General features: G+C 72.2%; 10 protein-coding genes and 1 other RNA gene. 2 read left to right on the top strand and 9 right to left on the bottom strand.

The window, feature by feature from the left end; genetic code table 11:
* Nucleotides 1-371 precede the first annotated feature (371 nt).
* From ssrA to ftsE, 5 genes are all read right to left on the bottom strand, one after another.
* Nucleotides 372-741, bottom strand: a transfer-messenger RNA (tmRNA) gene (gene ssrA, locus AB0D18_RS03580).
* A gap of 221 nt (nucleotides 742-962) precedes the next feature.
* Nucleotides 963-1,454 (bottom strand): SsrA-binding protein SmpB, encoded by a 492-nt coding sequence (smpB, locus tag AB0D18_RS03585; RefSeq protein ID WP_362411974.1) that lies wholly within the window; start codon nucleotides 1,452-1,454, stop codon nucleotides 963-965.
* A gap of 18 nt (nucleotides 1,455-1,472) precedes the next feature.
* Entirely contained in the window at nucleotides 1,473-2,645 is a 1,173-nt protein-coding gene (locus tag AB0D18_RS03590; protein WP_362411977.1) for a S41 family peptidase, read from the bottom strand.
* A 111-nt stretch (nucleotides 2,646-2,756) separates the two neighbouring features.
* Nucleotides 2,757-3,677 (bottom strand): permease-like cell division protein FtsX, encoded by a 921-nt coding sequence (gene ftsX, locus AB0D18_RS03595; RefSeq protein ID WP_362411981.1) that lies wholly within the window; start codon nucleotides 3,675-3,677, stop codon nucleotides 2,757-2,759.
* A gap of 10 nt (nucleotides 3,678-3,687) precedes the next feature.
* Nucleotides 3,688-4,377, bottom strand: a complete 690-nt coding sequence (gene ftsE, locus AB0D18_RS03600) for a cell division ATP-binding protein FtsE (RefSeq protein ID WP_362411984.1) — start codon at nucleotides 4,375-4,377, stop codon at nucleotides 3,688-3,690.
* 266 nt (nucleotides 4,378-4,643) lie between these two features.
* On the opposite strand from ftsE, the gene AB0D18_RS03605 reads away from it, so the two are divergent.
* A complete protein-coding gene (locus AB0D18_RS03605; RefSeq protein WP_362411987.1) occupies nucleotides 4,644-4,838 on the top strand; it encodes a hypothetical protein in 195 nt (64 codons plus the stop codon).
* A 138-nt stretch (nucleotides 4,839-4,976) separates the two neighbouring features.
* Here AB0D18_RS03605 and AB0D18_RS03610 read toward each other — a convergent pair whose 3' ends face one another.
* The 4 genes from AB0D18_RS03610 to AB0D18_RS03625 all read right to left on the bottom strand — a co-directional run bounded on the left by AB0D18_RS03610 (nucleotide 4,977) and on the right by AB0D18_RS03625 (nucleotide 10,895).
* On the bottom strand, nucleotides 4,977-5,957 hold the full coding sequence (locus AB0D18_RS03610; protein ID WP_362411990.1) for a hypothetical protein: 981 nt from the start codon (nucleotides 5,955-5,957) through the stop codon (nucleotides 4,977-4,979).
* Nucleotides 5,958-6,322: 365 nt separating this feature from the next.
* On the bottom strand, nucleotides 6,323-7,429 hold the full coding sequence (gene prfB, locus AB0D18_RS03615; RefSeq protein ID WP_362411993.1) for a peptide chain release factor 2: 1,107 nt from the start codon (nucleotides 7,427-7,429) through the stop codon (nucleotides 6,323-6,325).
* Between the two features lie 274 nt (nucleotides 7,430-7,703).
* Entirely contained in the window at nucleotides 7,704-8,963 is a 1,260-nt protein-coding gene (locus AB0D18_RS03620) for a serine/threonine-protein kinase (protein WP_362411996.1), read from the bottom strand.
* A 207-nt stretch (nucleotides 8,964-9,170) separates the two neighbouring features.
* Complete coding sequence (locus tag AB0D18_RS03625) at nucleotides 9,171-10,895, bottom strand: serine/threonine-protein kinase (protein WP_362411999.1); 1,725 nt, start codon at nucleotides 10,893-10,895, stop codon at nucleotides 9,171-9,173.
* 612 nt (nucleotides 10,896-11,507) lie between these two features.
* Here AB0D18_RS03625 and AB0D18_RS03630 point away from each other — a divergent pair.
* Nucleotides 11,508-15,305 carry an FHA domain-containing protein gene (locus AB0D18_RS03630; RefSeq protein WP_362412002.1) on the top strand — a complete coding sequence of 1,266 codons (3,798 nt, stop codon included), beginning with the start codon at nucleotides 11,508-11,510 and terminating at the stop codon, nucleotides 15,303-15,305.
* Nucleotides 15,306-15,322 lie beyond the last annotated feature (17 nt).

The raw sequence follows: 15,322 nt of genomic DNA on the forward strand, positions 1-15,322 counted from the left end.
GTCCGCACATCCCCCACTGACTGATTCATCGGTGGGCGCGCGCGACCAGCAGAACACCGCCATTGATCCGGGCCCCCACCCGATCAAGCGTCCCTATCACACTGCACCCGGAGGATGAATGTAACGCACGCGGGTGACACCGCTTCTCCTGAGTGGCCCCTTGTCACAGACCAATGACATACCGACTGCCGGAATGAGGCATTCCATGTCCGTTTCGTACCATTTACCCCCTATCTCTAGGACGGATAAGACATCACGTGACGCATACGACAACGGGTCGGGCACCCGGAACGGGGCACGGACAGCGGGTGCGCGCAGATACGACGAAGGCCCGGCTGCAGTAGCAGCCGGGCCTTCGTCTCACATGGGAATTGTGGAGATGGCGGGAATCGAACCCGCGTCCAACGGTGCAAAAACAGGGCTTCTCCGTGTGCAGTCTGCTGCGATTTTCTCGGCCCCGGAGATCACGCAGACAAGTCTCCGACGGGCTCAGTCACTGTTTGATTTCCTCCCAGGCCCCGTGACCGGGTCTAGGAGTTTAGATCCCTTGATGATGCCAGGATCCGGGTCGGGATCACCCCCGGGCTGACACTTCGCAAGTCGCTACTTAGGCAGCGAGGGCGAAGGAATCGCGCTTGGTGTTGGCGATTATTGGTTGCGACATATGGTTTACGAGATCATTGCCGCTTCCTCGACACGCTTCCCCTGCTTCGACATCCGCTGTCGAAACCGATCATCCCCATGTTGATTTTTCAATGTGGCTCCGGCGGCTCTCGCCACCCTCACCGTCGCTGGCCCCATCACCACGTGGGGTGCGATGCCCATCGTACGTGACCAACGTCCGACGGTGCCAACCTATTTCCGCGCGGGCCTGCCGACCGGCCGGTGCGCGGGGCCTGACCGACCGATGCGCGGGGCCTGACCGACCGGTGCGCGGGGCCTCACCATCCGGTGCGCGGGGCCTACAGGTGCCCGCGCTCCTTGCGCTTGACCGCCGAGATCTCCCGGTTCGTCTCCCTGGTGTCCTGCTTCTCGCGGAGCGTCTGCCGCTTGTCGTACTCCTTCTTGCCCTTGGCGAGCGCGATCTCGCACTTGACCCGGCCGTCCTTGAAGTAGAGGGCGAGCGGCACGATCGTGTGGCCCGACTCCCCCGACTTGGACTCCAGCTTGTCGATCTCGGCCCGGTGCATCAGCAGCTTCCGCTTGCGCCTGGCCGCGTGATTGGTCCAGGTGCCCTGCGAGTACAGCGGTACGTGGATGTTGTGCAGCCACGCCTCGTGGCCGTCGATCTGCACGAAGCCGTCCACCAGCGACGCCCGGCCGAGCCTGAGCGACTTCACCTCGGTGCCCATGAGCACCACACCGCACTCGATGGTGTCGATGATGGTGTAGTCGTGCCGCGCCTTCTTGTTCTGCGCGATGATCTTGCGCTTGGGGTCCTTTTCCTTAGCCATAGTGCGGTCATTTTCGCACTACGAGCCCCCCTGAAGGCCACTCAATACTGTCTGGGCCCGCTCCCGGGCCTTCTCGGTGACCGCGAGGTCCGGGGTGATGCCCCGCCCGTCCAGGTTGTGCCCGGCGGGAGTGCGGTAGTGGCCGACCGTCAGCTCGGCGACCGAGCCGTCCGCCAGCCGGCTCGGCTTCTGCACCGAGCCCTTGCCGAAGGTCCGCGAACCGACGGTCAGCGCCCGGCCCCGGTCCTGGAGCGCGCCCACCGCCAGCTCGGCGGCGCTCATCGTGCCGCCGTCGATGAGCGCGACCACCGGTCTCTCGGTGTCCCCACCCGGCTGGGCGTGCAGCGCCCGCTGTCTTCCCCGGTCGTCGTACGTGGCGACCAGCCCGCCGTCGAGGAAGGCCGACGCGGCGGTGACGGCCTCGCCGACCAGCCCGCCCGCGTTGCCCCGCAGGTCGAGCAGGACGCCCTTGCCTGCCGGAGCCCCGCGCACCGCGTCCCGTACCCGCTCGCCCGAGCCCTTGGTGAAGGCGGCGACCTTGATCAGCAGGGCCCCGCCGGGCAGCTTCTCGACGGTGACGGCCTCGGTGGCGAGGGTGGCCCTGCGCAGCTCCTCGGTCCAGGTGCGGGTGCCGCGCTGGAGGCCGAGCGTCACGGACGTACCCGCTTCCGCGCTTTTGCGGTCGCCGCGCAGCAGGGAGACGACCTCCGTGACGGGCCGCCGCTCGACCCGGTGGCCGTCGACCGTACGGAGCGTGTCGCCCTTCCGTACGCCCGCCTTCGCGGCGGGGCTGCCTGGCTGCACCCGGGCGACCTGGACCCCGCCGTCGCCGCGCCGCTCGGCCCACAGGCCGACGCCGGTGTACTCGCCGTCGAGGGACTGCGCGAACTCCCGGTACTCCGCCGGGTCGTAGACCGCGCCCCACCGGTCGCCGCTGCGGCTGACCTCTTCCTGGGCGGCCTTCTTGCCTGACTTGCCGTCGGCGACCGCCTCGGCCGCCGCCCGGGACACCGCGTCGCGGTCGGCGCTCGCCGCCGCGGGCCGGATGGCCGAGGGAGGCTGCAGCCCGTCGTCCCCTTCACTCCACGAACCGGTCGCCGAGACGGTGGCCAGCGCACCCGCGAAGACCAATGTCAGGGCCGCCCCGCGGCAGAGCCCGCGGGGCCGGATACCGAACTCCGGGTCTGGCATGGCGACGAGTCTAGGACAAACCCCGCGCCCCGTACGGCGGGATGCCGTAGGGAACACGGGGTTCGAGTGGGGCGGTTGTCACACAGCAGGGGCTGTCGGTGGGGGCCGCGCCTACACCTTCAAGTACTTGCGCAGTGCGAAGAAGGCGGCAAGTGCGGGCATCAGCAGGCTGATCGCGAGGACCAGCGGCAGCTTGGTGAGGACCGCGTCCCAGCCGATGAACTGGATCAGTTCCATCTTGTCCGCGAGCGCGAGACCGTGGTCGATCAGGAAGTACCGGCCGACCGCCAGCAGCGTGCAGGCGAGGGCGCCGCCGATGAGACCGGCGACCGCGGCCTCCATGATGAAGGGCGCCTGGATGTAGAAACTGGACGCGCCGACCAGCCGCATGATGCCGGTTTCGCGCCGTCTGCTGAACGCGGAAACCCGCACCGTATTGACGATCAGCATCAGCGCGATCACCAGCATCAGGAACATCAGTCCCAGGGCCGCCACGTTCATGCTGTTCATCAGGGCGAAGAGCTGGTCCAGGATGGACCGTTGGTCCTCGACGGACTGCACCCCCGCCCGGCCCGCGAAGGCGGTGGCCACCACCTTGTACTTCTGCGGGTCCTTGAGCTTGACGCGGAAGGACTCCTGCATCTGGTCCGGCGTGATGACGTTCGCCATCGGGGTGTTGCCGAACTGCTCCTTGTAGTGCTTGAACGCCTGATCCGCGTTCTCGTAGTAGACGCTCTCCACGACGTCCATCTTCTTCAGGTCGGTCTCGACCTGCTTCTTCTGCTCGGCGGTGACGGCGCCCTTGGCGCACTGCGGCACGCCCGTCTCGGCGTCGTTCTTGTTGCAGAAGTAGATGGAGATGTTGACCTTGTCGTACCAGAAACTCTTCATCTCGCTGACCTGGTCGCGCATCAGCAGCGTGGCACCGAACAGGGCCAGCGAGAGAGCAACGGAGACGATGACGGCAAAGGTCATCGTGAGATTCCGGCGGAGACCGACACCGATCTCCGACAGGACGAACTGGGCGCGCATCGGCGTCCTTTCAGTGCTGGTAGCCGTAGACGCCGCGAGACTGGTCGCGTACGAGACGGCCCTTCTCAAGTTCGATGACGCGCTTGCGCATCTGGTCGACGATCTGCTGGTCGTGGGTCGCCATCACCACAGTGGTGCCGGTGCGGTTGATGCGGTCCAGCAGCTTCATGATGCCGACGGAGGTCTGCGGGTCGAGGTTGCCGGTGGGCTCGTCCGCGATCAGCAGCATGGGGCGGTTGACGAAGGCCCGCGCGATGGCCACGCGCTGCTGCTCACCACCGGAGAGCTCGCCGGGCATCCGGTCCTCCTTGCCGCCGAGGCCGACGAGGTCGAGCACCTGCGGGACGGCCTTGCGGATCTCGCCCTTGGGCTTGCCGATGACCTCCTGCGCGAACGCGACGTTCTCGGCGACGGTCTTGTTGGGGAGGAGACGGAAGTCCTGGAAGACGCAGCCGAGCTGGCGGCGCATCTGCGGCACCTTGAAGTTGGACAGGCGCGCGAGGTCCTTGCCCAGGACGTGCACCTGACCCTGGCTGGCGCGCTCCTCGCGCAGCAGCAGCCGCAGGAAGGTGGACTTGCCGGAGCCGGAGGAACCGACGAGGAAGACGAACTCGCCCTTCTCGACCTCCAGGGAGACGTCCCGCAGGGCGGGCCGGTTCTGCTTCGGGTAGGACTTGGACACGTTGTCGAATCGGATCACAGGTGCACCACGGTCGCCGGGAGTAGGTGTGCGTGACCATACGCGACCCGGCCGTACGCCCGCAGGCTGCTTCCCTGCGATGAGGGGTTTGCTCCGGTTTGCCGTGCGCCTGCGGGTGGCCGGCGCACTCGGGCCGCGCCGATCGGACGGCCAGCTGGCACAGTGGAGGGGAACGGATGCGTTTCCCCGGGCGTTGTAGGGAGAGAACGCGAAGTGTCGAGGGCGTTGCTCGGAGTGTGCAGCCGGTGACCGGAGAAGGAGAGCGCATGACCTATGACCGGTTGGTGTGCGCGAACTGCGCGGGGCCGGTGGCCGAGGGCCGCTGCCCGACGTGCCGGGCGATAAGGCAGCGCCTGGAGCAGCAGGAGAACCCGTTCTCCCAGCTCAGCCCGGCGGCGCTGATCGCGCTGCTGCTGATACTGGTGACGGCGATGGCACTGGTGGCCCACCAGGCCGCGTAGCGGTTCGATACGTACGAAGAGGGGCCCGGGGCGCTGGTGTGCGCCCCGGGCCCCTCTCTGCCGCTGTGGCTGCCTAAGCACTGTCGCAGTGACTGCCTGCGCTCTGTCGCGGTGACTGCCTGCCGCTGTGGCTGCGGATCAGGCTGCGTTGCCGCCGCGGCCGCTCAGCCGCGGCAGGAAGCGGAAGGCGACGCCGCCCGCGATCATCGTCGCGGCGCCGGCCAGCAGGAGCGTGGTGTCGCCCGCACCGGTCGCGGCCAGCTCGTCCTTCGGCTTGGCCTGCTCGACGGGACGGTTGGCGACGCTGTCGACGTCGGTGTTGTCACCGGCGCCACCGGTCTGGCCGGTGTTGTCGTTGCCGCCGGTGTTGCCGGGAGCCGTCGGGTCGCTGGTGGGCGGCTTCGTCGGGTCGGTCTGGCCGCCCGTAGTGGCACCGCCAGTCGTGGCACCGCCCGTGGTGGCACCGCCGGTCGTCGCACCGCCGGTCGTCGCGCCTCCCGTGGTGGCACCACCGGTCGTCGCACCGCCAGTGGTCGCACCGCCGGTCGTCGCACCGCCCGTGGTCGCGCCACCGGTCGTCGCACCGCCCGTGGTCGCACCACCGGTCGTCGCACCGCCCGTGGTCGCACCGCCCGTGGTCGCGCCACCGGTCGTCGCACCGCCAGTCGTCGCGCCACCCGTGGTCGCGCCACCGGTCGTCGCGCCACCCGTGGTCGCACCACCCGTGGTCGCACCACCCGTCGTCGCACCGCCAGTCGTCGCACCGCCAGTGGTCGCGCCGCCGGTCGTCGCACCGCCCGTGGTCGCACCGCCCGTGTCCGCGCCGCCGATGTCGCCGCCGGTGTCCGCGCCGCCGATCTCGCCGCCCGAGGCGGTGCCTCCGTCGGTGGCGCCGCCGTTGCCTCCGGTCGCACCGCCGTTCTGGCCGCCCGTGGTCTCGTCGTCACCGCCGTCCGCCACGTCGATTCCGGCGTCGACCTGTACGGCACCAAGGTCGATCTTCGCGCCCGCGTCGGTACCGACGGCCTGGGCGACGCCTGCTGCGGTCAGCGACGCGCCTGCGGCGATCACCGCGCCGGCGGCTATCCGCGCGACGCGAACCCGCATCTTGTTGGTCATCTGATTGCTACCCCCAGTAGCTGCCACTCAGTGGCTTGCTGGCTCTTCGAAATACGCTTCGGAAATACGCGTCGATGGAGCAGCTATGCAGGGGCAACGGCCGCGGCGGGGATGTCAGTTCACGGGACTGCCTCTCAAGAGGCCGCCCGCTTGCCCCCGTTCACACCCGCCCCAGACATACGCATGCTGCCCGCTACACTCCCCCAGCCCTAAGAATTACGTCAAGGACGTTCCGGGCGGGATGACGGGTTTGTGATCACTTGCCCGCCCAATGTCCACAGCTTTCTAACAAGCCCGGCCCTGCGCCGGGTACGCGAAAGCGCCGGAACCCGTGGGGGTCCCGGCGCTTTCTACTTCTCCTGCTGCTACTTCTCCTGCTGCTTGCGCCAGCGGATGCCGGCCTCCAGGAAGCCGTCGATCTCGCCGTCGAGGACGCCCTGCGGGTTGCCGACCTCGAACTCCGTACGGAGGTCCTTGACCATCTGGTACGGGTGCAGGACGTACGAACGCATCTGGTTGCCCCAGGAGTTGCCGCCGTCGCCCTTGAGGGAGTCCATGAGCGCCTGCTCCTCCTGGCGGCGGCGCTCCAGCAGCTTCGCCTGGAGGACGTTCATGGCGCTCGCCTTGTTCTGGATCTGGGAGCGCTCGTTCTGGCAGGAGACGACGATGCCGGTCGGGATATGCGTCAGGCGCACCGCCGAGTCGGTCGTGTTGACGCCCTGGCCGCCCGGCCCCGACGCGCGGTAGACGTCCACGCGCAGCTCCGACTCGTCGATCTCGACGTGGTCGGTCTTCTCGACGACCGGGAGGACCTCGACGCCCGCGAAGGAGGTCTGCCGGCGCCCCTGGTTGTCGAACGGCGAGATGCGCACCAGCCGGTGCGTGCCCTGCTCGACCGACAGCGTGCCGTAGGCGTACGGAGCCTTGACGACGAAGGTGGTCGACTTGATGCCGGCCTCTTCGGCGTACGACGTCTCGTAGACCTCGGTGGAGTAGTTGTGCCGCTCGGCCCAGCGCAGGTACATGCGCTGGAGGCGCTCGGCGAAGTCGGAGGCGTCGACGCCGCCCGCTTCCGCGCGGATGTTGACGAGGGCCTCGCGCTCGTCGTACTCGCCGGAGAGGAGGGTACGGACCTCCATCTCGTCCAGCGCCTTGCGTACGGAGACGAGCTCGGACTCGGCCTCGGCGAGGGCGTCGGCGTCGTCCTCGTCGGCGGCCAGCTCGAACATCACCGCGACGTCGTCGATCCGGCCGCGCAGCGCCTCGGTCTTGCGCAGCTCGGCCTGGAGGTGCGAGAGCTTGCTGGTGATCTTCTGGGCGGCATCGGGGTCGTCCCACAGGGACGGCGCCGCTGCCTGCTCCTCGAGCACAACGATGTCGGCCCTCATCTTCTCGAGGTCCAGGACGGCCTCGATCGACCCCATGGTCGAGGAGAGGGACTTCAGCTCTTCGGATACATCGACGACTGCCACCGCACCAGCGTAACCGGTACGGGGTGGGAGCCGGTCCGGGCGCCCTTTCCTTCCGCCCCGGACACCTCCAGCCCGTCCGGCGCTTGAGGACGCGCGGCGCAGCCGTGCACCGGGCGCAGCCCGGAACGCCAACCCCCACCGGCGCCGGCCGTACTGCCCCAGCCCTGCGGCCAGCAGTTTCGGGAAGGGGCGGGGAGGGGCCGCGCCGCAGGCAACCCCAGCCACCCACCAACCCGCACCGCGCACAGCGGCCCGCCCCGCGCAAAGCAGCCCGCTACGGCTGTGCAGGCCCCGGCTGACTTGTCCCCGGCACCGGCCCAGGCCCCTGTTCCTCGTCCGCCGAGGAGACGGCGAGCCAGCCGCCCACGCCCACCGCCGCCAGCAGCGCCACTCCCACCGTCGTCATGATCAGCCGCCGCTTCCGCACCTCCGACCGGTGCCGCGCCGACCCCGGCCGCCGGTCCCCTGCCGTCCGCGGCACCCGTGCCGTGCCCAGCGGGCCGCCCGCCAGCTCGTCCGGCGCCGGTACCCGCATCGATGTGTGGGTGTCCCTGTTGGACGAGTCGAGCGTGGTGCCGGGCACAAGCGGAACCGCTCCCCGGCGCGGCTGCGGGTCCTCTTCCCGGCCCCCGGCCGCACCCTCGTACGCCACCGATTCCGTGGGATCCTGCGGCTCCGAGTCCGGCTCGTCCACGTCCAGCGGTGGCATTCCCACCAGTAGCGGCAGCTGCTCGCGCAGTCCCGCCGCCAGCTCCGACGCCCGCAGCCGCGAGGCCGGCGCCTTCGCGAGGCACTGCACTATGAGCTGCCACAGCTCCTCCGGAATCCCCGGAAGCGGAACGACCGTCTCGGTCACGTGCCGGCGCAGTACCGCGCCCGGGTGTCCCCCGCCGAACGGCGTGAAGCCCGCGAGCAGTTCGTACAGGACGGTCGCCAGCGCGTAGATGTCCACGGCCGCGCGCGGCGGCAGGCCCTCGACGATCTCGGGGGCCAGGTAGTCCGGCGTACCGATGATCTTCGTGGCCTTGGTGCGGCGCGGGGTGTCGATCAGTTTGGCGACGCCGAAGTCGGTGAGCAGCGCGGGGTGCGAGCCGCCGGGGCCGAGCGGGCCCTGCATGTCGAGCAGGACGTTCTCCGGCTTGACGTCGCGGTGCACGATCTGGGCCGCGTGCGCGGCGGCGAGACCGTCGGCGATGTCGATGGCGATGGCGACCGCCGCCTCGGGGGCGAGTCTGCGTTCACGGTCGAGGCGGGTGCGCAGGTCGGTGCCGCGTACGAGGTCCATGACGAGCGCGAGATCGTTGCCGTCGACGACGAGGTCGCGCACCGCGACGACGTGCGGGTGGTCGAGCTTGAGGAGCGCGGTGCGCTCCTGGACGAAGCGGCCGACGAGTTCCTGGTCGGAGGCCAGGTCCTCGCGCAGCATCTTGATGGCGACGGGCCCCTCGGGGCCCTCGCCGAGCCATACCGTGCCCGCGCTGCCGCGCCCGAGGATCTGGTGGGCGGTGTACCGGCTGCCGATTTTCCGTGCCAAGACTGCTCCCTCAGCGGCTGGCGTCGGCCCTCAAAGTACGCCGCCGACGAGGCGTTGAGTGCCCAGGATGGCCCCTGAACGGCGTCATTCCGCACTCCGGGGGCGAAATCCACCCCCGGAAGTCGACATGTCTCTTCACTGAGTGCCCGGAGCCCTGTTCCCGGCGCCCTGTTCCCGGCGCCCCGTGTCCAGAGCCCCGTGCCCCGGCTACGGCTTGGAGCCGCTGCCCAGGTTCTCGAAGAAGTCCTTGACGCTGGTGAACATGGCGCCGATCTGGTCGAAGAAGCCCTTCGTGGCGCCGACCGCCTCCTTGAGCCCGGTCAGCTCCCAGACCAGCCAGGACGCGACGAACAGCAGGACGAGCGTGAACAGACAGCCCTTGAGACAGCCGAGGCCGGGAATCCGCATCGGGTTGGCGCTGCGACGGCGCGGCTCCCTCGGCGGCCGGGGCTCGCGCGGGGCGGGCGCCTGGGGCTGCTGGGGCTGGGGCGCGTACTGCTGCTGCGGGGGCGGCGCCTGGGGCTGATGGTGCTGAGGGGCGTAGTTCTGCTGCGGCGGCTGCTGGCGCTGCTGCCGCTGGGGCGGACGCTGCTGCTGCGGCTGGTACTGCTGCTGATTCTGCTGGTACTGCTGGTTCTGTTGGTGCTGCGGCGGCGTCTGGGGCTGCTGCCCGCGCTGCTGCTGGCGCTGTGGGCGGCGGCGCAGCGGGTCCTGGCTCGGGTCCAGATACTGCACGGAGGTCTGCTCGTTGCGGTCGCGGGCCGCGCGCAGCTGGTTCTGCCAGGGGTGCGGGTCCTCGGGCCCGGCCCCGGAGGGCGAACCGGCGGGCGCGCCTGCCGGGTGCGGCGGCACCGGCGGCATGACGGCGGTCGGGTCGGCGGCACCGCGCGGCCCGTTCCCCGCGCCCGTGGAGGGCAGCACGCTCGTCGCCCCGTTGGGGTCGTACGATCCCGCGTTGCTCGGCAGCACCTGTGTCGGGTCGGCCTCGTTCGTCGAGCCGGTGTCCGGCACGGGCGCCGGTGCCGGGTCGGGCGCGAGCAGTGCGCCGACGCCCATGGCCGCCTCGACCTGCGCGGCCGTGGAGTGCACGCCGATTCCGGCGGCCACGGTGCGCAGCGCGCGGGCCAGGTTCTCGGCGCTGGGCCGCTCGTCGGGCTCCTTGCGCAGGCAGCGCTCGATGACCGTCCACAGAGGTTCGGGGACGGTCGTGGGGCGGCGCGGCTCCTCGCTGAGGTGCCGGTGCAGCACCTCGAGCGCGGTGCCGCCGGCGAACGGGGGCCTGCCGGTGACCAGTTCGTACATCAGGATGCCCGCGCCGTAGATGTCGACGGCGGAGGTCTGCGGGCGGCCCTCGGCGGACTCCGGCGCGACGTAGGCCGGCGTACCGACGAACTCGTGGGTGCGGGTGAGGCCCGGGGAGTCCGCGAGGCGGGCGATGCCGAAGTCGGTGAGCATCGGGTGCATCGCGCCGTCGCGCTCGTCGAGCAGTACGTTCGCGGGCTTGAGGTCGCGGTGGACGACGCCGTCCGCGTGGCTCGCGGCGAGGGCGTCGGCGATCTGCGCCGTCAGCAAAGAGGCGGCGACGGGCGTGAAGGGCCCGTTGTCACGGAGGTAGCGGTGCAGGTCGGGCCCGTCGATCAGGTCCATGACGAGGGCGAGGAGATCGCCCTCGACGACGAGGTCGCGGGTGCGCACGATGTTGGGGTGGGTCAGCCGCAGGAGTACGGAGCGTTCGCGCAGGAAGCGCATCACCACGTCCGCGTCGTTCGCCAGCTCCTCTTTGAGGACCTTGATGGCGACGGTCTCGCCGGCGTGGCCCGCGACGGCCGCCTCGGCTCCTGCGGTCTCCCGCTGGCGGGCCCGCCAGACGGTGCCTGTGGCTCCGCGCCCGAGCGGCTGCTCAAGCAGGTACTTGCTGCCTACCGGCCGCACGTCTGCACTCCCTGCTGGTCGGTGACTGACCCTGATCGTGGTTCGCGTATCGGACTGCTGATATTCCCGGCTGTTCCCGCTGCCGGTTTTTCCGGTTGTCCAACTCTAGTGCCGCCGAACGGGGCACCGGCCGAACGCGCGTCCCGCATTCCGCGACGAACAGCCGAAGGAGTTGCGCACGCACTGCACATGCGGCGTACGTACTGCACACGTGTTCCCGGGGAAGACGCGCACGTCCTGCGGATGGTTGCCGCACACCAGTGCGCGGTGTGTCACTGTCGTTCGGCGGACCGCCCCGGCACAGACAGCGGACCGCCCCCGCACTGTCCGAGCGTGCCTCATACAGGTTCTTTTGCGTCCACAGCCGACCATTCAAGATCACTTGATGGCGGGCGGCGGGCGGGTTGTCAGTGGCAGGTGCGAGGATGCCATCAGCACAGACCTCTGGGGTAGTCGAGGGCGCACGAGTCCCTCAACACCCCGTGGTGGGTGCCGACCTGTACCGGACGACGCGTCCGTGCCGGGTGGGGGGACTTCGCGGGGGCGGCGGGCTGGACGGCTGCTCCTCGGCCCCGCCGCCGGGCGCCGCGCGCAGAAGGGACCGCTGACGCGATGCAGATCCGGCTGACCGTCCTCGCGCCGCGCAGCGGCCAGAGCAGAGTGACGACCACGGGGGGCCCGGCACCGGGGGCCGCTCCGGGTGCCGCGGCGCCGGGGGCCTCTGGGCCCGCGCCCCGGACCGCCGCCGCGGTCTGCGACGTGCTCGTGACCGCGCCCGCCGGGACCCCGCTCGCCGCGGTCGCCTCCGGCCTCGCCGCCGCCGTGCAGGGCCAGGGCAGCCCGGAGACCACGGGCGCGGTGGTGGTGTACGCCGGGCGCGAGCGCCTCGATGCGCAGCGGTGCGCCCTGGGCGAGCCCCCGCTGGTGGACGGCGCGGTCCTCTCGCTCCAGGCCCCTGCCGACGCGGAGGCCCCCGAGCTGTCCGACCTGGCCCAGCTCCAGGTGGTGGCGGGCCCCGACGCCGGCGGCGTGCACCTGTTGCACGGCGGGCAGATCCGGATCGGCCGCTCCGCCGACGCGGACGTACCACTGGACGACCCCGATGTGTCCCGGCTGCACTGCACGGTGACGCTCACCGAGGACGGCCGGGTCACGGTCGCCGACCTCGGCTCCACGAACGGCACGACGCTGGACGGCTCGGACGTCGGCGCCCGCGAGGTCCGGCTGGCCCCCGGCGCCCTGCTGCGGGTCGGCGAGTCCGCCCTGCGCCTCGCGCCCGCGGGCGCGCACGGCACGGCGCTCGCCACGGCCCCCGACGGCGAGGGCCACCTGCGGGTGGCCAGGACCTCCGCCGCCGCCCCCGCGCCTTCCACCGGGCGGTACGGGGGCAGCGCCGCGCACCACAGAGTGAGCGGCCGCGCGGCGGAGTCCGCGGCCAACGGCGGCCCCCGCCAGGGGAGTTACGGGACGGTGCCCGCCCAGGGCGCGGGCCCCGACGTCCGCACCCACCCGGCCGAGAGCCAGGGGGCGTACGGGAACGGGCCGGGGAGCCCCGCGGCGCCCCCGGCGGGCAGCGGGCAGGGCCCCTTCGCCGGGACGGCCGACCGTACGCACGGATCGGGGCGGGTCGTCGGGACGGGCGGCCGGGGCACCGACCTCGGCGCGGCGGCCGGGACACGCGCCGAGCCCGGGGACGACCGGGGCGGCGACCGCGAGAGTGACCGTCGCGGCGACCGCGAGGGCGCCCACGGTGGTGACCTTGGCGGTGACCGCGAGGGCGCCCACGGTGGGGACGGTGGCGGTGACCTTGGCGGTGACCGCGTCAACGACCGCAGGGACGAGCCCCGGCGGCGCGGCGGCATAGGGGGCTGGGCCCGGCGCCTCACCGGCGGCCGCGCCGAGGCCACCCACGACTACGCGGGCGACGGCGCGGGCGCGACACCCCCGCACCCCGCGGCCACTGGTCCCAGAGCCGCCTCGGCACCATCCGGAATCGACGCCTCCGCCGCGCGGAGCGGCACCCGCAGCACCGGCGGCGCCACCGCCGTGGCCCCCGACGCATGGCCCGACGCGGCGACGCTGCTGCTCACCGCGCTCCAGCCGGGACGCCGGCTGTGGGAGCGCGGCCCCGTCCACCCGGAGTCCCTGGTGCTCCGGCTCGGCACGGCGGACCGGTCCGCGCCCGGCGGCGCGGGGACGCTGCCCGCGGTGCCGGTGACGGTGGGGCTGCGGGAGGCCGGTGCGCTGGGTCTCGCCGGACCACGCGCCCGGCTGGCCGGACTGGCGCGTTCCGTAGTGGCTCAGCTCGCCGCGCTGCACTCCCCCACCGATCTGGAGATCGTCCTGATCAGCGCGGACCGTGCGCGCTCGGCCGGGGAGCGGACCCAGGAGTGGGGCTGGCTCGGCTGGCTGCCGCACCTGCGCCCGGCGCACGGCCAGGACTGCCGGCTGCTGCTCGCGTACGACCGTGACCAGGCGTCCGCGCGTGTGGCCGAGCTCGTCCGGCGCACGGAGGAGGGACCACTCGATCCGGCCGGTCCGCGCACAGTGGTGATCGTCGACGGCGATCCCGGCTCTGCCGGACTGCGCGAGGCGACGGCCCGGCTCGCCGCGCACGGCGCGGCGCACGGCATCCACTTGCTGTGCCTCGCGGAGACGGCCGCCGCTTCCCCGCTCTCACCGGTCGAGGCGACGTACGGCGCGGCCTGCGCGGCGTCGCCCGCCTTCCGCGAGTGCGGGGCGGTGGCACTGCTCAGCGGCGACGTCGCCACGGCGGTACGGGTGCTGCGCACCGCGGGCGGGCAGAGCGCCGGGCACGGCACCCTCGCCTCGGTGGACGCGGTGTCGGCGGCCTGGGCGGAGCGCTTCGCCCGGGCCCTGGCCCCGCTGCGTACGGACGCGGCGGAGACCGCGGCACCGGGGCAGGGGTACGGCCCCGGCGCGGGCGGCACGGCGTCCGGCGGCAGGCCGGGCCGGCTCTCGGTCGCGGCCCTTCCCCCGACGGCCCGTCTGCTGGACGAGCTGGGCCTGGCCAGGGCGACTCCCGCTTCGCTGATGGCCCGTTGGGCCGCAGCCGCCGACGACGAGCAGGCCCCGGGCGCCACGCGCGCGTGGGCGGTGCTCGGGGCGGGCCCGCGCGGCCCGGTCTGCGCCGACCTGGCGACCGACGGACCGCATCTGCTGATCGAGGGCCCGGCGGGCAGCGGGCGTACGGAGCTGCTGCGTTCGGCGGCGGCCTCCCTCGCGGCGGCGGCCCGGCCGGACCGGCTCGGCCTGATCCTGGTCGACGGTGCGGGCGGTGACCGCGGCGACGGGCTGCGCGCCTGCACCGAACTCCCGCACGTCTCCACGCACTTGGTGGCTTCGGACCCGGTACGGATGCGCGAGTTCGCACAGGCCCTGGGCGCCGAGCTGAAGCGCCGCGACGAGCTCCTGGGCACCCTGAGCTTCGCCGACTGGCACGCGGGCCGCACCCCGCGCCCCTCTGCGGAACCAGAGACCGCCGCAGGCCACCTGGTGGGCCAGCGCGGGACCTCCGGATCGGACCTGCTCGGCAGCCGCAGCACCAGCACCCGTACGGGCGGCGGCAGTTACCCCGGCGCCACGTCCGGCACCGGCACCGGTACGGGCGCGGGGGCGGGCAGCGGTGCGGGCGCCGGGACCGGCAGCGGTGCGGGCGCGGGTGGCGGTGCGGGCGCGGCGGTGGGCGCCGGTGCCCCGTACGCCCCCATCGGCACCCAGCGCACGGAAACCCGCGCCGATGCCCGCACCGACACCCGTGCCGATGTCGAAGCCCCCGGCACCGGCACCCTGCGACTGCGGCCCGCCGCGACGCGGGAGCGGCAGGCCCAGGCCGGTGGCGGGCCCTCGCCGCTGCCCCGGCTGGTGGTGCTCGTCGACGACTTCGACGCTCTGGTCGCGCCCGCCCTCGGCAGTACCGGGCGGCCCTCCGCCGGTTCTGTCGTACGCGCCCTGGAAGCGGTGGCCCGGCACGGCGAGCGGCTCGGGGTGCACCTGGTGGCGACCTCGGCCCGCCCCGACCGTACGGCGGACACCGAACTGGCCAAGGGGGAGCGGCTGTTGCGGGTGGTGCTCGACCCGCCGCCCACCGCACCCGCACCGGAGGATCCCGCTCCGGGCCGCGGCCGGCTGCTGCACGCCGACGGTGCGGTGACGCCGTTCCAGGGCGGCCGGGTCACCGGCCGCATCCCGCGGACGGCGACCCAGCGGCCCACCGTGGTCCCGCTGGAGTGGGAGCGGATGGGTGACCCGCCCACCCGCCGCCCGGTCCGCGAGCTGGGCAACGGCCCCACCGACCTCGCCCTGCTGGCCAGCGCCCTCGACCGGGCGGCCCGTACGGTCAACGCCGCCCCGCTGCCCCCACTGGACACCCCCCAGGAGGTGCGCTGATCCACTGATAGGACGTC

The sequence above is a fragment of the Streptomyces sp. NPDC048442 genome, from assembly GCF_040651475.1.
Taxonomy (GTDB): Bacteria; Actinomycetota; Actinomycetes; order Streptomycetales; family Streptomycetaceae; genus Streptomyces.

Bases quoted from the DNA above. Each gene is read 5' to 3' on its own strand.
- AB0D18_RS03630 (WP_362412002.1), top strand. From the start codon at position 11,508: ATGCAGATCCGGCTGACCGTCCTCGCGCCGCGCAGCGGCCAGAGCAGA.
- ftsX (WP_362411981.1), bottom strand. From the start codon at position 3,677: ATGCGCGCCCAGTTCGTCCTGTCGGAGATCGGTGTCGGTCTCCGCCGG.
- smpB (WP_362411974.1), bottom strand. From the start codon at position 1,454: ATGGCTAAGGAAAAGGACCCCAAGCGCAAGATCATCGCGCAGAACAAG.
- AB0D18_RS03610 (WP_362411990.1), bottom strand. From the start codon at position 5,957: ATGACCAACAAGATGCGGGTTCGCGTCGCGCGGATAGCCGCCGGCGCG.
- AB0D18_RS03590 (WP_362411977.1), bottom strand. From the start codon at position 2,645: ATGCCAGACCCGGAGTTCGGTATCCGGCCCCGCGGGCTCTGCCGCGGG.
- AB0D18_RS03605 (WP_362411987.1), top strand. From the start codon at position 4,644: ATGACCTATGACCGGTTGGTGTGCGCGAACTGCGCGGGGCCGGTGGCC.